Below are 20,403 nucleotides of genomic sequence, written 5' to 3'. Positions count from 1 at the left end.
GCTGGGGGCGTTCAGGCCCAGGCGAGGTGCTCGCGGTTGTGGGCGAGCAGCCGGTCCGTGAGCTGGTCGGCGAGCTCGATCTGGCCGACCAGCGGGTGGGCGAGCAGGGCGTCGAAGACCCGGTCGCGTCCGCCGTGCAGGGCGGCGTCGAGCGCGAGGTGCTCGTACGCGGTGACGGCGGCGACCAGTCCGGCGAACAGCGGCTCGACCGGCCGCTGCGGCAGCGGCCGGACACCGTCGGCGTCCACCTCGGCCGGGACCTCGATGACGGCGTCGTCGGGCAGGAAGGGCAGCACCCCGTCGTTGCGGGTGTTGACCACCTGGACGGACGTCCCGCCGCCGGTGCCCAGCAGCGCCGAGATCAGCTGGACGGCGGCCTCCGAGTAGAAGGCGCCGCCGCGCTTGCCGAGCAGCTCGGGCTTGGTGTCCAGCGCGGGGTCGGCGTACAGCTCCAGCAGCTGCCGCTCGATCTCGGCGACCTGCGCGGCCCGCGAGCCCTGGGCCCGGAGTTCCTCGACCACGGCGTCGTGCTGGTAGAAGTACCGCAGGTAGTACGAGGGCACCACGCCGAGCCGCTGGACGAAGGCCTGCGGCAGGTGCAGGTCGTCGGCGATCTCCTTGCCGAAGTCCCGCAGCAGTTCCGGGAGCACCTCCCGGCCGCTCACGGCGCCCGGCGCGTCCAGCAGGGTCACCCCGCGCTCCCAGGTGAGGTGGTTGAGCCCGACGTGGTCCAGCCGGACCAGCTCGGGGTCCACCCCCAGGTGGGCGGCGAACCTGCGCTGGAAGCCGATCGCGACGTTGCACAGCCCGACCGCCTTGTGCCCGGCGCTCAGCAGGGCGCGGGTGACGATGCCGACCGGGTTGGTGAAGTCGACGATCCAGGCGTCCGGGTTGGTCCGGCGGACCCGCTCGGCGATGTCGAGGACGACCGGCACGGTGCGCAGCGCCTTGGCGAGCCCGCCCGCGCCGGTGGTCTCCTGGCCGACGCAGCCGCACTCCAGCGGCCAGGTCTCGTCCTGGTTGCGCGCGGCCTGTCCGCCGACCCGCAGTTGGAGCAGTACGGCGTCGGCGTCCGCGACGCCCGCCGTCAGGTCGGTGGTCACCGAGACGGTGGCGGGGTGCCCCTGCCTGGCGAAGATCCGCCGGGCGAGCCCGCCGATCAGCTCCAGCCGCTCGGCGGCCGGGTCGATCAGCACCAGTTCGCCGATCGGCAGGGTGTCGCGCAGCCGGGCGAAGCCGTCGATCAGTTCGGGGGTGTACGTCGAACCGCCGCCGACGACGGCCAGCTTGAGCGCGGTCCTGCCGGACGTGAGTGTGGCGGCCATCAGCCCTTGACCCCTGTCAGTGTCACGCCTTCGATGAAGGCCTTCTGAGCGAAGAAGAACAGGACGATCACCGGGGCCATCACCAGCAGGGTGGCGGCCATGGTGAGGTTCCAGTTGGTGTGGTGGGCGGCCTTGAACGACTCCAGGCCGTAACTGAGCGTCCAGGCCTCGTGGTTGTTGCTGGCGTAGATCTGCGGGCCGAAGTAGTCGTTCCAGCAGTAGAAGAACTGGAACAGGGCGACGGCGGCGATGGCCGGCTTGGCCATCGGCAGGACGACCCGCAGCAGGGTGCGCAGGTCGCCGCAGCCGTCGATCCGGGCGGCCTCGATGTACTCCTTCGGGATGGTCATCAGGAACTGGCGCAGCAGGAAGATCGAGAACGCGTCGCCGAAGGCCATCGGGATGATCAGCGGCCAGAGTGAGCCGCCCAGGCCCATCTGCTTGGCCCAGAACAGGTACATCGGGATCACGGTGACCTGCGGGGGCAGCATCATCATCGCGATCACCGCCATCAGCGCCAGGTTGCGGCCGCGGAAGCGGAACTTGGCGAGCGCGTAGGCGACGGGCAGGCTGGAGACGACGGTGAGCAGGGTGCCGGCGCCGGCGTACACCAGGGTGTTGCGCCACCAGGTGAGGAAGCCGGGGGTGTCCCAGACCTTGCCGTAGTTGCCCCAGTTCCAGGAAGTGGGCCAGTAGTCGGTGGTGAGCGCCTGTTGGTCGTTCATCACCGAGGTGAGGAAGACGAAGACGAAGGGCAGCAGGAAGAACAGCGCGGCGGCGACGGCCAGCGAGTGCACGGCCACCCAGTTGAGCAGCGCCCGGCGCCGGGCGGCCCGGGCGGCGGCGGTGCCGGTGGCGGCGCGGGCCGGCGCCTCGGTCAGTGTGGAGCTGAGAGTCATGGGAGGGTCCTCACATCCGTCCGCTAGTCGTCGCTCGCCATGAAGCCGGACCTGCGGCGGAGCAGGATCGAGGTGACGGCCATCGACAGGGCGAACAGCACCAGGGCGACGACGCAGGCCGCGCCGTAGTTGAAGCGCTGGAAGCCGAGGTTGTAGACCATCTGCGGCAGGGTCCAGGTGGAGCCCTGGGGGAAGCCGGGCTCGAACGGCTGGCCGGAGTTGCCCGCGATGCCGCTGGCGACCTTCCCGGCGACGATCGCCTGGGTGTAGTACTGCATGGTCTGGATGACCCCGGTGACCACCGCGAACATGATGATCGGCGAGATGTTCGGCAGCGTGACGTACCGGAACCGCTGGAACGGGCCGGCGCCGTCCAGTTCGGCCGCCTCGTACTGCTCCTTGGGGACGTCGAGCAGCGAGGCCATGAAGATGACCATCAGGTCGCCGACGCCCCACATGGCGAGCAGGGTGAGCGCGGGCTTGGACCAGTCCGGGTCGGCGAACCAGCCGGGCTGCGGCAGGCCGAGCTCGCCGAGCAGGTGGTTGAGCGGGCCGGTGCCGGGGTTGAGCAGGAAGGCGAAGGCCACCGTGGCGGCCACCGGCGGGGCCAGGTAGGGCAGGTAGAAGGCGGTGCGGAAGAAGCCCGCGCCGGTCCTGACCTTGGTGATGAGCAGCCCGATGCCCAGGCCGAAGGCGACCCGCAGGCTGACCATGATCACGACCAGCCACACGGTGTTCCGCAGGCCCTGCCAGAAGGTCGGCAGCTCGTCGAGGACGTAGTTCCAGTTCTTCAGGCCGTTGAAGGTCGGGTTGCCGAAGCCGTTGTACTGGGTGAAGGAGAAGTAGACGGTGGAGACCAGCGGGTAGACGAAGAAGACGCCGAACCCGATCAGCCAGGGGGACAGGAAGGCGAGGGTGCGGGCCGCCTCCCGGCGGCGCTTCCGGCGCAGCAGGTGCTGCGTGGACCGCGCCGCCGGGTCGGTCGCCCCGGTCCCAGCGCCCTTGCGGGTGCCGAACGCGAGTGACATGGGGAGCTCCGTGGACCGTTCCCGCTACTTCGCCTGGGCGATGTCGGTGTCGATCTGCTTGGCCGTGGCGGCGAGGCCCGCCCGGACGTCCGGCTGCTTGCCGGACTCGATGTCGTAGCCGAGGTTCTGCAGCGAGACGATGTAGCCGCCGCCGTTGACGCTCGCGGGTGTGGTGCCCGAGTCGGGGTTCTTGGCGACGTCCAGGAAGGTCTTGAAGTTGGCGTCGCCGACCAGCTTCGGCGAGTTGAGCGCGTCGAAGGTGCTGGGCACGTTGTGGATCGCGTTGGCGAAGCCGACCACCGCGTCGGTGTCGGTGGTCAGGAACTTGACGAACTCCCAGGCCGCGGCCTGCTTCCTGCTGGTGCCGGCGATGCCGACGATGGTGCCGGTCTGGTAGCCGCGGCCGTAGGTGGCGGCCTGGTCGTCCGGGACGGGGAACGGCGCGGTGGCCCAGTCGAAGTCGGGCTTGTTCTCGGCGAGCGAGGCGGTGCGCCACTCGCCGTCGATGGCCATCGCGACCTGGCCGGTCTGGAACGGGTTCTTGGCGCTGAACTCCTCGCCGAAGGTGGCGCGGTACTTGTCCAGCTTGGCGTAGCCGCCGAGCTGGTCGACCAGGCCCTTCTGCCAGCTGAGCATCGCCGCGACCCTGGGGTCGGAGGCGATGTTCGACTTGCCGTCGGCACCGAAGTAGGTGGCGCCGTACTGGCCGAGGAAGTGCTCGGTGGTGGACTCGTAGCCGTGGTAGAGCGGCATGAACCCGAGCTGCTGGTACGAGTCGCCGTCGGCGACGGTGAGCTTCCTGGCGTCGTCGGCGAACTCGCTGAAGGTCTTCGGCGGGGCACCGATGCCGGCCGCGGCGAAGGCCTTCTTGTTGTAGTACAGCCCGTAGGCGTCGCCGAGCAGCGGCAGCGAGCACTGGTTGCCCTGGAACTGCGTGTAGTTGAGCATCGCGGCCGGGAAGGTCCTGGCCGCGTCGATGCCGCTCTTCTGCAACAGCGGCTTGAGGTCGATGAAGGCCTTGGTCGAGCAGAACATGCCGACGTTGTTGGTGGTGAAGGAGGACACCACGTCCGGCGCGTCGTCGCCGCCGGCCCGCAGGGCCTGGTTGACCTTGTCGTCCGCGACGTTGCCCACCGGCTTGACGTGGATGTTGGGATGGGCCTTCTCGAAGGCGGCGATGGTGTCGTTGATCGCCTTCACCTCGCTGTCCTGGCTCCAGCCGTGCCAGAAGGTGATGGTGACGTCCTTGCCGCCGGCGGAGTCGTCGTTGCCGCCCGACTCGCTGGAACCGGTGCAGGCGGAGGCGAACAGGGCCAGGACGGCGCTGCCCGCGACGGCGGCCATCGTGCGGCGGCCTCTGCGGGAGGTGGTGGCGTGCACTTCGAGGTCCTCCTGGGGGTGCGCGGGCAGGCGTCATCGCCTCGGGGCCCGCGTAGGGGATCGGGGAGAGGTGGGTGCAGGGGCGTCGGAGGGGGTGGTTCGGCGGGTGGGTAGTCAGTGGGTGGAGAAGACCGCCTCACGGGCGTCCGTCAGGGCGCGCTGCAGGGCGCCGAGCAGGACGGGCGAGCCGGGCAGGGCACTGCTGCGGATCTCCGGACGGGCGAGGCAGATCCGGGCCAGTTCGTCCTCGACGAGCGCGCGCAGCCGCTCGCCGCCGGCGCTCGGCACCGCGCCGGAGAGGACCACCAGCTGGGGGTCGACCACGGCGACGATCACGGACAGCCCGACGGCGAGCCGTCCGGCCAGTTCGGTGAGGAACGCGTCACCGGCGCCCGGGGTCTCCAGGGCCTTGGCGATCGACTCCTCCGCGGTGGGCGCGCCGAGCCCGTGCTCGCGCGCCAGGGCCCGGACGGCGGGTGCGCCGACCTGGGCCTGGAAGCCGCCGAACTTGCGGCGGCGGGCGTCCCACTCGACCGGTGAACCGGGCACCGGCATGTAGCCGACCTCGCCGGCGCCGCCGGTGAAGCCGCGGTGCAGCCGCCCGGCCAGCACGATCGCGGCGCCGACGCCGGCGCCGGCCCAGAGCAGGACGAAGTCCTCGAAGCCGGCCGCCGCGCCGGAGACCTGCTCGGCGACCGCGGCCAGGTTCACGTCGTTCTCGATCGACACCGGTGCGCCGATCGCCTCGGTCAGCTCGGCCACCAGCCGGGGCGAGTGCCAGCCGGGCAGGTGGGAGGCGTAGTGCAGCTTCCCGGTGACCGGGTCCGGCGCGCCGCCGACCCCGATCGCGACCGTCCGCAGACCCCCCGCCGGCACCCCGGCCGCCCGCACCGCCTCGCCGACGGCCGCGGCCACCCGCGGCACCGTCCCGGCGGCCGGGACGCCCCTGGTGGACACGCTGTGCTCGGCCAGCGTGCTGCCGGTGATGTCGGCGACGGCGACTCTGATCCCGCTGTTGGTGACGTCCAGTCCGGCGACGTACCCCGCGGCCGGATTCACCTGGTACAGCTGCGCGTTGGGGCCAGGGCCGCCCTCGGTCGTCCCGACCGGCAGGACCAGCCCGGCCGCCTCCAGCCGGGACAGCAACTGCGAGGCGGTCGGCTTGGACAGCCCGGTCAGCGCCCCGATCTGGGTGCGGGACAGCGGCCCGTTCTCCAGCAGCAGTTCGAGGGCGGCGCGGTCGTTGATGGCGCGCAACAGGCTGGGGGTGCCGGCGAGGGGGGTCTTGGCGGTGCTCTTGGTCATGCCCGGAATCCTCCCCTTCCCACCGATCGACGTGAACTGTTAGGAAACTTTCCAGTCGCTTGGCACAGGACCGTACGGTCCGCCTCACCGGGGTGTCAATGGCCCCCGAACCCCCGGATGCCGAAGCGTTACCGCCCACCCGGGCGCCGCCGGCAGCCGGAGCGCCACCTGGAATGACGGAGGGCCCCGCCCCCACCGGAGTGGGAGCGGGGCCCTCGGGCGACGGAACGGCCTACGGCTTGGCGGTCGTGGGGTCGTCCGTCGGGGGCTTGGGCAGGGGGATCGGTTCGCTCGCGCGGTAGCGGGGCGAGGCGGGGTCGGCGAGGGCGGACGGCGGGGCGGGCTCCGCCGCGGTGATCGAGACGCCGGTGGCCACCGCGGTGGCCTCCTCCTTGACCTTGATCCCTGCCTGGTCGAAGGCCGTCTTCAGCCGCTGGCGCAGCGCCCGGGAGACCGTCGACGCCTTGCCCGGCGCGGTCCGGGCCTCGACCCGCACCATCACCGAGTCCGCCGCCACCGACTCCACGCCCAGGACCGACACCGGCGCCCAGACCAGCTCGTCGTACGGCGCCTCCTTGGCCAGCCCCTCGGCGGTCTCCTGGATCAGGTCCTCGACCCGCTGCAGGTCCTCCTTGTACCCGACCTGCACGTCCACCGAGGCGGTCGCCCAGCCCTGGCTCATGTTGGCGATCCGCTTCACCTCGCCGTTGCGGATGTACCAGATCTCGCCGTTGGCCCCGCGCAGCTTGGTCACCCGCAGCCCGACCTCCAGCACCGTGCCGGTGGCCACCCCGGTGTCGATCTCGTCGCCGACGCCGTACTGGTCCTCCATGATCATGAAGACCCCGGAGAGGAAGTCCGTCACCAGGTTGCGGGCGCCGAAACCGATCGCCACACCGGCCACACCGGCGCTGGCCAGCAGCGGCGCCAGGTTCATCCCCAGCGCGGAGAGCACCATCAGCGCCGCCGTGCCCAGGATGGTGAAGGACGCCACGCTGCGCAGCACCGAGCCGATCGCCTCCGAGCGCTGCTGGCGCCGCTCCGGGTTCACCACCCCGTGGTTGGCCAGCAGCCCGCCGAGCCGGCTCTCCTCCTGGTGGTCGTGGCCGCGCGCCATCCGCGTTATCAGCTGGGTGATCAGCTTGCTCACCACGGCCCGCAGCACCAGCGCCAGCACGATGATCAGGACGATCTGCAGGCCGGCCGCCAGCCAGCTCTGCCAGTGGGTGTCGAACCAGCTGGCCGCCTGCTTGGTGGTGTCGGTGACCTCCTGCGCGCTGGTGGGGATCCGCAGCTGCGGCAGCTCCGGCGCGGTTGGGGACGGCGCCGGCGTCGGGGTGGAGAGCGCCGAGGACGCGTCGATCGGACCGGTGGCGCCGAAGCGGAACACGTGCGGAACCTTCCTTGCAGGGGGCCTGACCGGTCCGCGCCGCGCAAGCGGCCCACGGACCGTGCGGGCTAGCCTATCCGGCGCCGAACACCTGCCCGGACCGCGAGCGGGGCGTACGGCGCACTCCGGACGCCCCGTCAGCGCCCCGGTGCGCTCCCCCGGGGGCACCCGCCGGCACCACCCCGCGCCCTGCCCGCACCCCCCCGCACCCACCGGCCCCACCACCCCGAACGGCCGCAGGCCCGCCCCCGTACGGCCCAGCGGGCTGCTCCGACCGGGTGAGCCGCGCTGCCCGGCCGGCCCCCGCCCCCGCCCCGGCGGCACCCGGGTGCAACCGGACCTTCCCCCGGGCATACCGGCTATGACAGACACCACACCCGGAGTTCACGTCAGGTCCGTTACACAGGAGTGGTGGCGCCGTACGAAGGCGTAAGGCGACACTGGGGGAGATCGCGCACTCGTTGCGGGATCCAACCGCTCGTCCCGGCGCGAGCCACGCGCCGCAGGCGTCCAAGGAGGCATCCGTGCCGCATGTCCTGGTCCTCAACGCGTCCTACGAGCCACTCGGCGTCGTATCGATGCGCCGCGCACTCATCCTGGTCCTCAACCACAAGGCGGTCAGCCTGGAGGACACGGGAGTCACTCTGCACAGCGCCACCAGCGCCCTACCGGCGCCGTCCGTCGTCCGTCTGACCCGCTTCGTCCGGGTCCCGTTCTGCGGGCCCGTCCCGCTCACCCGCCGGGCGCTGTTCGCCCGCGACCACGGCCGCTGCGTCTACTGCGGGGCCGCCGCCACCAGCGTCGACCACGTCATCCCGCGCAGCCGGGGCGGCCAGCACCGGTGGGACAACGTGGTGGCGGCCTGCCGCCGCTGCAACCACACCAAGGCCGACCGCCACCTGACCGAACTCGGCTGGCGGATGAAACGACCACCCGCACCGCCCAGCGGCCTCGCCTGGCGGATCATCGGCACCGGGATCAAGGACCCGCGCTGGCGGCCCTACCTGGAGCCGTACGGCGGCGGTGACCAGCTGCGCGCCCCGCAGTGGGGCGAGTACGAGCACCACGACCATACCGAGCCGACCCACTCCGTCCCGATCGGCCGGGCGCACGCCGCCCACGCCGCCCACCCCGCCCCCGTCCGCCGCGGCGAGCAGCCCGAACCGCTCTCCGCCTGACCGAAGCGACACAAGGGCCCGCCCGTCACACGTCGGTACGCGCCTCATGGGCCGCCGCGCCCCCCGCGAAGGGGAGCCCGGCGGCCCGCCGCTGTTCCGCCGAGACTGCTGCGGCTGCGGCTACGGCTACCGCGACCGTTACGGCTTCGTCGTCGGCGGCGCGACCGGCGCCCCCGACTGGCCCGGCTGCCCCGGCGGGTTGGCCGGCGGCTGCGGCGGGGCGGCCGGAGCCGTGACGGCGTACAGCTCGATGCCGTACAGCGAGTAGCCGAACTTGGTGGCCCGCGCCACGCCCTGCATCCGGACGTACCGCACGTTCGGCGCGTCGAAGCGCACCGTCTCGTCGCCGCCCTTGCCGTTGTCCACCGTCGCCGCGTCCGTCCAGCTGCTGCCGTCCGCCGAGACCTGGATCTTGTACGAGGAGGCGTACGCGGACTGCCAGTGCAGCACCGCCGCCCCCAGGTGGGACGCCTGCGGCAGCGCCAGCTGCACCCAGGCGTCGTCCTTGGCCGGCGAGGACCAGCGGGACTTCGGGTCGCCGTCGGCGACCGCCGAGGCCGGGAAGTTCGGCGTCTCGTCGCCCGAGGAGCTCGCTTGCGAGCCGACCGCCAGGTCCGGGCCGCCGGTCGGCGGCACCACGTGGACCTGCAGCACCTGCTTCATGGTCGTGCCGCCCGCCACGTACGACACCGGCACCTGGTACGTCCCGGAGGGCGTCCCCTGCGCGGCGGTGACCAGCAGCGGCACACCCACCCGTCCGCCGCGCGGCACGGTCACCGGGCCGGACGGGGTCACGGTCAGGCCCTTGGCGGCGGCCGGCACCTCGGTGTGCAGCTCGCCGGTGGTGCCCTCGGGGCGGCCGGCCTCGACGGTGGCCTGGGTCCTGGCGGGTGCGGCGGCGCCGGTGACCACGTCCACGGCGGGGTCGGCGAGGCTCAGCCGGGCCGCCGGGGCGTCCGCGTACCAGGGGATCACCTGGTTGACCACCGGCGGGTCGCCGCCGGGCTTCCAGGTCAGCCGGAACGCGTCGGAGGCCTGCCCGCCGGCCGGCAGCTCGTTGTAGCCGGGCTGCACGGTGCCGATGTCCACCCAGCTGCCGTCCGCGTGGCGCACCGCGACGGTGGCGGTGGCGCGCACGTTGGGGTCGGTCAGCACGGTGAGCCGGTCCAGCGGGCGGGCGCTGCCCAGCTCGACGACGAGCGGCTCGTCCTGAGCGGTGGGCGCCTCGGCGGCGCGGTACGCGGTGTCCGGGTTGCCGTCCAGCACGGCCGCGGCCGAGGAGCCCGGCAGCGCGGCCGGCCCGCCGGAGACGCTGGCCGGGGACTCGTCCGGGGCGGTCACGGTGAACTCGCGCACCGCGACGGCGGTCTTCTGCGCGGCGGTCGCCCGCAGCCGCACCGCCCGCACCACGGTGCCGGCCGGCAGCTGGGCGCTGACCGTCTTCTGGTTCTTCACCACGGCGAGCTGCTTCCAGCCGCCCTCGCCGGTGCTGTACTCCAGCACCCCGTCGCGGATGTAGTCGTCCACGGCGTTCTGGGCGTCCGGACCGGCGCCCCAGCCGCCCATCAGCACGGTGACGCCGCTGATCTGCCGGCCCGCGCCGAGGTCGACGCCGACCGAGTCGCCGGCCTGCGGGGGAGCGGAGCTCCAGTAGAAGGTGTCGGCCTGGCCGTCGACCATCAGCGCGGGCATGTGGTCGTGCGCGGTGCCCATGCTGGCGGTCGGGGTGATCCCGCCGCTGACCACGCCGGACCAGTTGTCGGCGGCGCGCACGGCGCGGTCCAGGAACGGGCCGAGCACGCCCGCGCCGATGGTCGCCGGGGCCTGGGCGAGCTGCGCCCGCAGCTGGTTGAGCCTCACGCGGGCCTTCCAGGCCGCCGCCCCGTCGCCACCGTGCTGGGCCAGCAGCATGTCCAGCGCGGCCTGCCCGGCCAGCCCGTAGTCGCGCAGCGGGCCCAGCCAGGGGCCGGCCTCGGCGGCCAGCTGGGCGGTGGCCTGGGTGCCGGCCAGGGTCTGCTGGGCGCCCGCCATCGCGGTGAAGGCGTCCCGCAGCGGGGCCGCCGCCGCTATCAGCTTGTTGAGGTCGGGGGCCGCGCCGGAAGTGGGCTCGGCGTTGGCCCAGAGCTGGTCCAGCAGCGGCTGCAGGTAGCCGGACTCCTGCTTGGCCAGCGGCGAGGAGGTGCTGTTGCCGGCCAGCGCGGTGACGGCGGCCAGCGCCGACCCGGCGGGCGTCGCGCCGGCGCCGGTCGGCCCGGCCAGCGAGCGCACCGCGGCCCGCCAGGAGTCGTCGGGCTTGTAGCCGGCCGGGTTCCAGGCGAAGTCTCCGGCCGTGGCGAGCGCGATCCGGGAGGCCACCGGCTGCTGCATCGCGCCGGTCAGCAGCACGGCGGAGCGGGTCGCCACCTCGGGGTCGCGGCCGGTGTAGGCACCGAGGAAGAGCCGGTCCGGGCTGGCGTCGTTGACCGGGTAGTTGTCCATGGTGACCAGCGGGTGCCCGTACAGGCTGCCGGTGTCCGAGGCCTGGGCACCGGTGATCTTCTCCGGGATCACCCCGCCGCCGCTCCAGGCCACCTGCACCCCGGCGGGCAGCGCGTCGGCCAGCGCCTTGCGGTACGGCGTGGAGCCCTGCTTGTGGTACTCGGTCGGGACGACGGACAGCGGCGCCAGGCCCGGGTTCTTCGCGATCAGCCGGTCCTGCACCTTCTTGACCAGCGCGGCCTGCGCCTTGGCCGCGGCGGCCGGGCCGGTGCCGTACTCGTCGCGGTCGTCGCCGCAGTGCCACTCGTCGTAGCTGACGTCCAGGAACTGCAGCTGGAACGCGGTGAAGCCGAGCTTGCGCAGCCCGTCCAGCTTCTTGACCAGCGCGTCGACGTCGTCGTCGTCGGTGAAGCAGAGGGACTGCCCGGGGTCGATCGCGTAGCCGAGGGTGACGTGGTTCAGCCGGGCCCGGTCGCCGAGCTCGCGCAGGTCGGACTGCTGGTCGGCGGGGTAGGCGTCGCGCCAGCGGTTGAGCCGGAACGGGTCGTCACCCGGGGCGTAGAGGTAGAAGTTCTGCTTGGAGCGGCCCAGGAAGTCCACCTGGTCGAGCCGCTGCTGGGTGGTCCACGGGGTGCCGTAGAACGCCTCCGCGGTGCCGCGCACCGCCGCGCCGCTCGGCCAGTCCCGCAGCGTGATTCCGGGCACGCCGAGCCCGGCCGCGCCCGGCCCCTGGCCCTGCCCGGCCGGTACGGCGGCGAGCAGCTGGCGCAGGCTCTGCGCGGCGTAGAAGGTGCCGGCGGCGTCCGCACCCGCCAGCACCACCGCGCCGTACGTCCCGCCGCCCTGGGCGGGCAGCTGACCGGCCGACAGCACGTAGCCGCCGGGGGGCATGCCCGCGGTGGACGGCGCGGAGCCGTCCTTGCCGCCGGCCGCGGCGGTCAGCTGGCGCAGCGTCCGGTCCACATCGCCCCCGGCGCCCTCGGCGGGCCCGCCGACGTACACCACCAGCGAGCCGGCCGCCGGCGTCCCGTCGTCCGCCTGCGGCGACACGTCGGTCGCCCCGGCCACGGTCAGCACCTCGCGGACGGCGTCCACCGCGCCCCGGTCCACCTTGGGCGCGGTCACCAGCGTCACGGCGGCCGGAACGGTGACGGCCTTGCCCGCCACGGTCTGCTCCTGCGGATGCGGGAACACCTGCGGGTCGGTCACACTCCCCAGCGGCGTCTGCGGCGCGGTGCTCACCACGTCCGGCCCGGGCGTCGCCGCGTACGCCGTCGACGGCAGCGGACCGGCCAGCAGCCCGCCGACCACCGCCGCGGTCACCACCCCGGCCGCGATCTGCATCGCCCGCCGCCCCGGCCGCCCGGCCGCACGCTCCGCCCGCACCGATGCCAACAGCGGCTCCGTCCCCTTCAGATCGGCGATCACCCGGTCCGCGGTCCGCGGCGCCAGCTGACGGCACGTCCGCGCCGTCGCCCGCCGCGCCGCCAGGGCCGCCGGATGGTGCAGCACCTCGCGCAGCGCCGGAGTCTGCTCCAACTGCTGCCGCAGCCGCCGCCCGGCCACAACGGACACACGGGCTTGCACAGGGGCCTCCTCGCCAGGCCTGGACCACAACGCGAGCAACCCCACCAGCTACCCAACCCGGTGTCAATGTCACCGACGGCTATGACCACTTTGCCCGACTTCATCCCACCACCCGAACCACCCCTGACACACCTCGGGCCCGCCCCGCCGAGAGGCGGAACGGACCCGGGAACCAGCAGCTCAGGACGCGGATGCGACGTAACCGCACTGTTCCGACGATCCTCAGCCGCAGGCCCGTGCGGCCACCGTCGTGTCGCGCAGCGTCATCGGGTCGTCACGCGGGTAGGACTTGGGAGTCCTACCCGGGTGTTGCCGAGACATCGCAGGAGCCGCGAGTGGCCGCTTACCACGACAGTGACGGAGCTGACGGGCTGAAGGTGCCGGCGCAGGATGCGCCGCCACCGCCGGCCGAACTGGTGGCGCTGGCGCAGGCGTACGGGGTGGATGCCCGCTACCCCGGGCCGGGTGGGCAGGCGGTGGGGGCGCGGACGCTGGTGGCGGTGCTGGGGGCGCTGGGGGTGGCGGCGGAGACGCCGGAGGAGGTGCGGGAGGCGCTGGAGCGTCACCGTGCCGAGCAGCGCGAGAAGTTGCTGCCGCCGTGTGTGGTGGTCCGGCAGGGGCGGCGCACCGCGCTGGACGTGCCGGCCGACGCCCGGCTGCGCGTGGAGCTGGAGGACGGCGGCGGTTGGGAGCTGCCGCGTGGCCACTCGCACTGGCTGCCCGCCGACCTGCCGCTTGGGCGGCACACCCTCACGGCGGAGTGCAACGGCAGAAGAGAACAGGCGCCGCTGATCGTCGCCCCGCAGCGGCTGCCCCAACTCCCCGGCCGTAGCTGGGGTTTCCTCGCCCAGTTGTACTCGGTCCTGTCCGACCGCTCCTGGGGCATGGGCGATCTGGGCGACCTCGCCGAGCTCGCCCAGTGGGCGGGCGCCGGCCTCGGCGCGGGCTTCGTGCAGATCAACCCGCTGCACCAAGCCCTGCCCGGCACGCCCTCCGACCCGTCCCCGTACCGCCCGTCCTCCCGCCGCTTCGCCGACCCGGTGCACCTGCGGATCGAGGCCGTCCCCGAGTACGCCTACCTCGACACCGAACAGCGACAGCAGGCCGAGGACCTCACCCGCCGCGCCGCACGCCTTCGTGACGAAGTCCTCGCCCACGACGGCCTGGTCGACCGCGACGCCGTCTGGGCACTCAAGTGCGAGGCCCTCCAGCTCCTCCACGAGGTCCCGCGCGGCCCGGGCCGTCAGGCCGCGTACGAGGCGTTCCAGCGGCGCGAGGGCGAGTGGCTGCGCCGGCACGCGCTGTGGAACGCCCTGGCCGAGGCGCACGGCGCCGACTGGCACCACTGGCCGAAGGGCCTGCGTCACCCGAACGGCCCACAGATCGAGCAAGCCACCAAGGAGCTCCAGGAACACGTCGAATTCCACCGCTGGCTCGCCTGGCAGGTCGACCAGCAGCTCGCCGACGCCCAGCGCACCGCCCGCGAGGCCGGCATGCCGGTCGGTCTGATCCACGACCTCGCCGTCGGGGTCCACCCGGACGGCGCCGACGCCTGGGCGCTCCAGGACGTGCTGGCCGGCGGCATCTCGACGGGCGCCCCGCCGGACGCCTTCAACGCCCACGGCCAGGACTGGGGCCTCCCGCCCTGGCGTCCGGACGCCCTGGCCGCCGCCGGCTACGCCCCGTACGCGGAACTCCTGCGCGCGGTCACCCGCCACGCCGGGGCCCTCCGCATCGACCATGTGATGGGCCTCTTCCGCCTCTGGTGGGTCCCGAACGGCCACCCGCCCACCGAGGGCGCCTACGTCCGCTACGACGCCGAGGCGATGCTCGGCGTGCTGGCCCTGGAAGCCCACCGGGCCGGTACCGCGGTGATCGGCGAGGATCTGGGCACCGTCGAGCCGGGCGTGCGCGAGGAGCTGGCGGCCCGGGGCATCCTCGGCACCTCCGTCCTCTGGTTCGAGCGGGACTGGGAGAGCACCGGGCAGATCCTGCCCCCCGACCGCTGGCGCTCCGGCTGTCTGGCCACCCTCACCACCCACGACCTGCCGAGCACCGCGGCCCGCCTCTCCGGTGAGCACGTCGAGCTGCGCCACCGCCTCGGCCTGCTGGCCCGCCCGCTCCCCGAGGAGCAGCAGGAGGCCGCCGCCGAGCTGGCCGACTGGCGGGCCGAACTGATCGACCGAGGGCTGCTCAGCCCGGACGAGCCGCTGTCGATGCCGGCGCTCTACCGCTTCCTCCGCTCCACCCCGGCGGAGCTGGTCGGCGTCTGGCTGCCGGACCTGGTCGGCGACCCGCGCCCGCAGAACCTGCCCGGCACCTGGGACCAGTACCCGAACTGGCGCCTCCCGGTCGCCGACGGCACGGGCGACCCGGTCACCCTCGACCGCCTCGCCACCGCACCGGCCGCCCGCCTGCTCGCCCACCTGCTGGCCCCGCCCAACCCCCGGCACCCGTAACCCCCCGGCACCCGTAGCCCCAGCACCCGTAGCCGGAGCCCCCGGCCCCACCCCGACGCGCGCCCTCCGGTAAGTGCCGGGTAAGTTGGAAACGTGGACAAGAGGAACGCTTTGCGAGCCGGCGCGGTCACCGCAACGGTCACGCTGATGATGCTGCTGTCGTCGCCCGCCATGGCCCTCACCAGGGACGACGGTGACGACCCGGGCCCCGGCCTGAGCGTCGGCCAGACCATCGGCCTGTACGTGCTGATCCCGCTCGCCGCGTTCGCGATCATCGCGGGCCTGGCGGCCATGCCGTACGGCAAGAAGAAGAAGTAACCGTCCACCAGGACCTGCACTACCTGCACCACCCCGCACCACCCCGCACAACCCCGAAGGGGGCGCCGGACGATCCGTCCGGCGCCCCCTTCGGGGTTTCAGGCGTTCAGAAACCGCTTCACCGCGCCCCGGCCGCCTTGTCGACCGCCTGCGCCTTGAGCGCGCGCTCGACCCCGGCCCGGGCCTCGACCACCTGACGCCGCAGCGCCGGCGCCGGCTCGGCCGAGGCCAGCCAGGCGTCCGTGGCGGCCAGCGTCGCCTCGGAGACCTGCAGCGCCGGGTACAGCCCGACGATGATCTGCTGCGAGATCTCGTGGCTGCGGGTCTCCCAGATGTGCTTCACCACGGCGAAGTACTTCTCCGCGTACGGCGCCAGCAGCTCTCGCTGGTCCGACTGCTGGAAGCCGGCGATCACGGCCTCCTGCACATAGTTGGTCAGCTTGTCGGACTCCACCACCGAGGCCCAGGCCTGCGCCTTGGCCTCCGCGGTCGGGCGGGAGGCGCGGCAGGTGGCCGCGTGCTCCTGGCCGGCCGCCGTGTTGTCCCGCTCCAGCTCGGCGACGACCGCGGCCTCGTCGGCCCGGCCGGTGGCGGAGAGCCGGGACAGCAGCGTCCAGCGCAGCTCGGTGTCCACGGCCAGGCCCTTGATCTCCACCGAGCCGTCCAGCAGCCCGGCCAGCAGGTCCAGCTGACCGTCCGTGCGGGCGACCGAGGCGAGGGTGCGGGCCCAGGCCAGCTGGTGGTCGCTGCCGGGCTCGGCGGCCCGCAGGTGCTCCTCGGCGGCGGTGGCCCAGCGGGCGAGGCCCTGCTCGCGCCAGTCCGGGTCGGTGTAGGCGTCGAGGGCCAGCTTGACCTGGCGCTGCACGGACTGCACGACGCCGATGTCGCTCTCCCGCCCGATGCCGGACAGCGCCAGCGACAGGTAGTCGCGGGCGGCCAGCTCGCCGTCGCGGGTCATGTCCCAGGCGGAGGCCCAGCACAGGGCACGCGGCAGCGACTCGGTGAAGCCGCCGAGGTTCTCGGTGACGACGGCCAGCGAGTCCTCGTCGAGGCGGATCTTGGCGTACGACAGGTCGTCGTCGTTCAGCAGCACGACGGCCGGCCGGTGGCGCCCGACCAGCTCCGGCACCTCGGTGCGGGCGCCGTCGACGTCCAGCTCGATCCGGTCCGTGCGCACCAGCGCACCGTCGACCAGCTCGTACAGGCCGACCGCGATCCGGTGCGGCCGCAGCACGGCCTCGCCCTTGGCGCCGGCGGGCAGCGCGGGCGCCTCCTGCAGAACCGCGAACGACTCGATGTCACCGTCCGTGTTCACCGTCAGGGACGGGCGCAGCACGTTGATCCCGGCCGTCTCCAGCCAGGCCTTGGACCAGGCCTTGAGGTCGCGTCCGCTGGCCTCCTCCAGGGCGCCGAGCAGGTCGCTGAGCCGGGTGTTGCCCCACGCGTGGCGCTTGAAGTAGGCGCGCACGCCCTCGAAGAAGGCGTCCTGGCCGACGTACGCCACCAGCTGCTTGAGCACCGAGGCGCCCTTGGCGTAGGTGATGCCGTCGAAGTTGACCTGGACGTCCTCCAGGTCGTTGATGTCCGCCATGATCGGGTGGGTGGACGGCAGCTGGTCCTGCCGGTAGGCCCAGGTCTTCATCTGGTTGGCGAACGTGGTCCAGGACTGCGGCCACTTCGAACCGGGGGCCTCGGCCTGGCAGACGGCCTCGGCGAAGGTCGCGAAGGACTCGTTGAGCCAGAGGTCGTTCCACCACTCCATGGTGACGAGGTCGCCGAACCACATGTGGGCGAGCTCGTGCAGGATCGTCGCGGCGCGCGCCTCGTACGCGGCGTCGGTGACCTTGGAGCGGAACACGTACTGGTCGCGCAGGGTGACGGCGCCCGCGTTCTCCATCGCGCCGGCGTTGAACTCCGGGACGAAGAGCTGGTCGTACTTGGCGAAGGGGTACGGGTAGTCGAACTTCTCCTGGAAGTAGTCGAAACCCTGCTTGGTGACCGCGAAGATCGCCTCGGCGTCCAGGTACTCGCGCATCGAGGGACGGCAGTAGACGCCCAGCGGCACCCGCTGCTCGCCCTTCTCGTAGGCGTCGAAGACCCCCACGTACGGGCCGGCGACCAGCGCGGTGATGTAGCTGGAGATCCGGCCGGTCGGCTCGAACTTCCAGACCTGCGTGGCGCCTTCGCCGACCGGCTCGGGGGTCGGCGAGTTGGAGACCACGACCCAGCCGGTGGGCGCGGTCACGGTGAACGCGAACGTGGCCTTCAGATCGGGCTGTTCGAAGTTCGCGAAGACCCGCCGGGCGTCCGGCACCTCGAACTGGGTGTACAGGTAGGTCTCGCCGTCGACGGGGTCGACGAACCGGTGCAGGCCCTCACCGGTGTTGCTGTACGCGCAGTTGGCGACCACCCGGAGCTCGTTCTCGGCCGCCAGACCGGGCAGCGGGATCCGGCTGTCGGCGAAGCTCGCCGGGTCGAGTGCCGCGCCGTTGAGGGTGATCTCCTCGACGCCGGGGGCGACGAGGTCGATGAAGCTGTCGGCGCCGGGGGTGGTGGCGGTGAACCGGACCACGGTCGTGGACCGGAAGGTGCCGCCGTCGCGGGCCGAGCCGAGGTCGAGCTCGATGTCGTACGCGTCCACCCGGATGAGGTCGGCCCGGGTGCGGGCCTCTTCGCGGGTCAGGTTGGTGCCGGGCACTCGCTGCACTCCTTCGTCAGGCTGATGGACCGAATCCTCGCATGCCCGAGGGGTGCCCCGACCGGATAAACCGAAGGCGGGGCGGCCCCGGGACCATCGGCCCGGACCCGCCCCGCCCTTGCTGGGGACGCCAGTCCCCCTACGTCACTTCGACCACTTCGTCAGCGGCGGCGCGTAGCCGCTGCCGCGACGGTAGGCGACCACCTGGCTGTTGTCGTCGGGAATGAAGTACTGGACCATGCTCATCCCGATGTCCAGGCCGTTCGGCATCGCCATGGTGCCGATGTCGCTCATCGAGCCGTCGGTCGGCGACAGCGCGACCAGCTTCGCCGGCTTGTCGTAGCCCTGGCCGACGATGGCCCGGACCTTGCCGTCCTTGGTGGTGCCGGGGACCAGGCGCATGTCGTTGCTGGACGACGGGGAGCTGGCCGACCAGATGCGCCTGCCGGTGCCCAGGTCGTACGCGTTGATGCCCGACTTGCCGCCGTCGACCTGGACGTACAGCGTCTTGCCGACGACCACGTTGTTGCTGATGGGGTCGGACTGGCCGGACAGGCGCAGGCTGTCCGAGCCGGCCTCCTTGGTCGACATCGGGTTCCCGGGCTTGTAGCTGTCGTCGAACGGCAGGATGTAGTCGCCGTTCGTGCCGCCGGACATCAGGACCACCAGCGGCTGGGTGCTGATGACCGCGTCGATGCGCTCGATCTGGCCGTTGAGCGGGATCGCCTGGCTGACGGGGTTGCCGGTCTCGGCGTTGACGACCTGCAGCACCGACTTCTGGAGGCCGGTGTCGTAGCAGCGGTCACTGGCCGCGATCACGGAGCCGGCCGCGGCGCCGTACACGGTGCAGTCCTTGCCGCGCCCCTTGAACTGCCAGACGGACTGTCCGTTGTCGATGTTCAGCGCGCCGAGGGAACCGACGGCGACCACCTTGTCGGTGACGCTCAGGGCCGGGTTGGACAGCTTGTCCGGGCTGGCCTTGACGCTCCAGAGCAGCTTGCCCTGGGCGATGTCGACGGCACCGATGGTGGAACAGTCGTAGTCACCGGTGTTGAAGGAGACCGCGATGATGTTCTTGGCGTTGCGCGAGCGGGAGGCGGTGCACAGCTCCTTGCTGCCGGACGGCACCGGGATGTTCCAGGCCTGCTTGCCGTCCGCCAGGTTGTACGCCCGGATGCCGTTGGTGTCCGCGCGCACGGCGAACGAGTCGGAGCCCGAGGTGGCTCCCCAGACGCCGAGCAGCTGCGAGGACGAGTCCCCGTTGGGGTCCTTGGCGGCGTTCCAGGCGACCTTGTACGTGGCGTTGGACGAGTCCGTGGTGCCCCCGGTCGTCCCGCTGGTTCCTCCGGAGGAGGTGCTGGTGCTGGTGCCGCCCGAGTCGGCCACAGGACCCGGGTTCGGGTTGGGCTTGGGGCCCGGCTGGAGCAGCACGACCAGTCCGATCACGATGGCGATCGCCAGCACACCGCCGATGATCCCGCCCCACAGCATCACCGGGTTGCGCTGCTTGGGCGCCGCGGGCACCGGCATGCCCGGGTAGGTGTACCCCTGCTGCTGGTAGTCGTACCCGTACCCCTGGGACGGGTCCGGCGTGGCGTAACCGCCCCCGGGCACCGGGTCGTACGGGCCGATCGGCGCACCGGGCGGCGGCGTCTGCGCGGGGAACCCCCCGGCCGCGGTCGGCGCGTACGCCGCGTAGTCGGCACCCCCGGTCGGCGGCTGCGCCGGCGGCGCGGGCGGCTGGGCCGGCGGCGGCGGGCCGACGGGCGCGGCCTGACCCGGGATCGCCGAGCCGTCGAGCTGCGTCATCTGATCCGCGACGGCGGCAGGATCCACGCCGCCTGCCGGGCGCCCGAACGAAACGCCCCGGTTTTCCTGCGGGCCGCTGCCGGCTGCGTCGCCCGCACCCGGCGTAGGGTGATCCCCTGCCATCTGATTCCCCGTCATGTCTGGAAGCGTCCCCCTGCCGGTACCGTCCACGGTCCGGTGGGACGGGTGAGATTCGGCACCATGCTAGTGGCGAGTGGGATTTCAGCCGTTGCCAGGACCACCCGCCCCACCCCGACACTCCCTGACCACGCAACACCTTCACCCTGCACCCACCCCACCCCCACGCACCCACCCCCTCACGGGCCCGCGGGCAACACCCCATGCGCCACCACACCCCTCCCCCCACCGTGGGCGCACGGGCACCGCCCCGCGCGCCCACCCCTCCCCGCCCACACCCACCCCTCCCCCTCCCACCCCTCCCCCTCCCACCCCACCCAGGCGAGAGGGACGCGCTGCGGGAGGGGGCGGTGGAGGGGGTGGGTGCGGAAGGGGGCGTAACGGGTGATTTTCAGACTGCCAACGGCGACC

At 72.8% G+C, this 20,403-nt stretch carries 11 protein-coding genes and 1 pseudogene; 3 read left to right on the top strand and 9 right to left on the bottom strand.

The genetic code is table 11. The annotated features are described in order from the left end of the window. Positions 1 to 11: 11 nt before the first annotated feature. The 6 genes from ACZ6Z8_RS32270 to ACZ6Z8_RS32245 form a co-directional block, all read right to left on the bottom strand. Positions 12 to 1,325: a 6-phospho-beta-glucosidase gene (locus tag ACZ6Z8_RS32270; RefSeq protein ID WP_465613581.1), complete on the bottom strand. Its 1,314-nt coding sequence runs from the start codon at positions 1,323 to 1,325 to the stop codon at positions 12 to 14. After that, entirely contained in the window at positions 1,325 to 2,224 is a 900-nt protein-coding gene (locus ACZ6Z8_RS32265; protein ID WP_465613580.1) for a carbohydrate ABC transporter permease, read from the bottom strand. The genes ACZ6Z8_RS32270 and ACZ6Z8_RS32265 overlap by 1 nt, the downstream gene beginning before the upstream one ends. Positions 2,225 to 2,247: 23 nt before the next feature. Continuing rightward, the gene (locus ACZ6Z8_RS32260) at positions 2,248 to 3,252 is read right to left on the bottom strand and encodes a carbohydrate ABC transporter permease (protein ID WP_465613579.1); all 1,005 of its coding nucleotides are present in this window, start codon (positions 3,250 to 3,252) and stop codon (positions 2,248 to 2,250) included. A 24-nt stretch (positions 3,253 to 3,276) separates the two neighbouring features. Further along, entirely contained in the window at positions 3,277 to 4,596 is a 1,320-nt protein-coding gene (locus ACZ6Z8_RS32255) for an ABC transporter substrate-binding protein (RefSeq protein WP_465613655.1), read from the bottom strand. A 150-nt stretch (positions 4,597 to 4,746) separates the two neighbouring features. Next, positions 4,747 to 5,937 carry an ROK family transcriptional regulator gene (locus tag ACZ6Z8_RS32250; protein ID WP_465613578.1) on the bottom strand — a complete coding sequence of 397 codons (1,191 nt, stop codon included), beginning with the start codon at positions 5,935 to 5,937 and terminating at the stop codon, positions 4,747 to 4,749. Between the two features lie 232 nt (positions 5,938 to 6,169). Continuing rightward, on the bottom strand, positions 6,170 to 7,327 hold the full coding sequence (locus ACZ6Z8_RS32245) for a mechanosensitive ion channel family protein (RefSeq protein WP_465613577.1): 1,158 nt from the start codon (positions 7,325 to 7,327) through the stop codon (positions 6,170 to 6,172). A gap of 524 nt (positions 7,328 to 7,851) precedes the next feature. Here ACZ6Z8_RS32245 and ACZ6Z8_RS32240 point away from each other — a divergent pair. After that, a pseudogene (locus ACZ6Z8_RS32240) lies at positions 7,852 to 8,355 on the top strand (HNH endonuclease); the annotation flags it as partial. A 288-nt stretch (positions 8,356 to 8,643) separates the two neighbouring features. Here ACZ6Z8_RS32240 and ACZ6Z8_RS32235 read toward each other — a convergent pair. Continuing rightward, positions 8,644 to 12,570: a beta-N-acetylglucosaminidase domain-containing protein gene (locus ACZ6Z8_RS32235; protein ID WP_465613576.1), complete on the bottom strand. Its 3,927-nt coding sequence runs from the start codon at positions 12,568 to 12,570 to the stop codon at positions 8,644 to 8,646. A gap of 377 nt (positions 12,571 to 12,947) precedes the next feature. On the opposite strand from ACZ6Z8_RS32235, the gene malQ reads away from it, so the two are divergent. Beyond that, positions 12,948 to 15,029: a 4-alpha-glucanotransferase gene (gene malQ / locus ACZ6Z8_RS32230; RefSeq protein WP_465613654.1), complete on the top strand. Its 2,082-nt coding sequence runs from the start codon at positions 12,948 to 12,950 to the stop codon at positions 15,027 to 15,029. 93 nt (positions 15,030 to 15,122) lie between these two features. Then, a complete protein-coding gene (locus ACZ6Z8_RS32225) occupies positions 15,123 to 15,347 on the top strand; it encodes a hypothetical protein (RefSeq protein WP_465613575.1) in 225 nt (74 codons plus the stop codon). A 118-nt stretch (positions 15,348 to 15,465) separates the two neighbouring features. On the opposite strand, the gene pepN is transcribed toward ACZ6Z8_RS32225, so the two are convergent. Together pepN and ACZ6Z8_RS32215 are read right to left on the bottom strand one after the other, a co-directional pair. Next, on the bottom strand, positions 15,466 to 18,045 hold the full coding sequence (pepN, locus tag ACZ6Z8_RS32220; protein WP_465613574.1) for an aminopeptidase N: 2,580 nt from the start codon (positions 18,043 to 18,045) through the stop codon (positions 15,466 to 15,468). A 144-nt stretch (positions 18,046 to 18,189) separates the two neighbouring features. Then, a complete protein-coding gene (locus ACZ6Z8_RS32215; protein ID WP_465613573.1) occupies positions 18,190 to 19,854 on the bottom strand; it encodes an outer membrane protein assembly factor BamB family protein in 1,665 nt (554 codons plus the stop codon). Positions 19,855 to 20,403 lie beyond the last annotated feature (549 nt).

The organism is Kitasatospora sp. NPDC101108, assembly GCF_055584725.1.
The sequence above is the reverse complement of the archived record's forward strand: the minus strand, read 5'-3'. Positions and strand labels throughout refer to the sequence as shown.

Bases quoted from the DNA above. Each gene is read 5' to 3' on its own strand.
- ACZ6Z8_RS32265 (WP_465613580.1), bottom strand. From the start codon at position 2,224: ATGACTCTCAGCTCCACACTGACCGAGGCGCCGGCCCGCGCCGCCACC.
- ACZ6Z8_RS32250 (WP_465613578.1), bottom strand. From the start codon at position 5,937: ATGACCAAGAGCACCGCCAAGACCCCCCTCGCCGGCACCCCCAGCCTG.
- ACZ6Z8_RS32255 (WP_465613655.1), bottom strand. From the start codon at position 4,596: ATGGCCGCCGTCGCGGGCAGCGCCGTCCTGGCCCTGTTCGCCTCCGCC.
- ACZ6Z8_RS32270 (WP_465613581.1), bottom strand. From the start codon at position 1,325: ATGGCCGCCACACTCACGTCCGGCAGGACCGCGCTCAAGCTGGCCGTC.
- ACZ6Z8_RS32215 (WP_465613573.1), bottom strand. From the start codon at position 19,854: ATGACGCAGCTCGACGGCTCGGCGATCCCGGGTCAGGCCGCGCCCGTC.
- ACZ6Z8_RS32260 (WP_465613579.1), bottom strand. From the start codon at position 3,252: ATGTCACTCGCGTTCGGCACCCGCAAGGGCGCTGGGACCGGGGCGACC.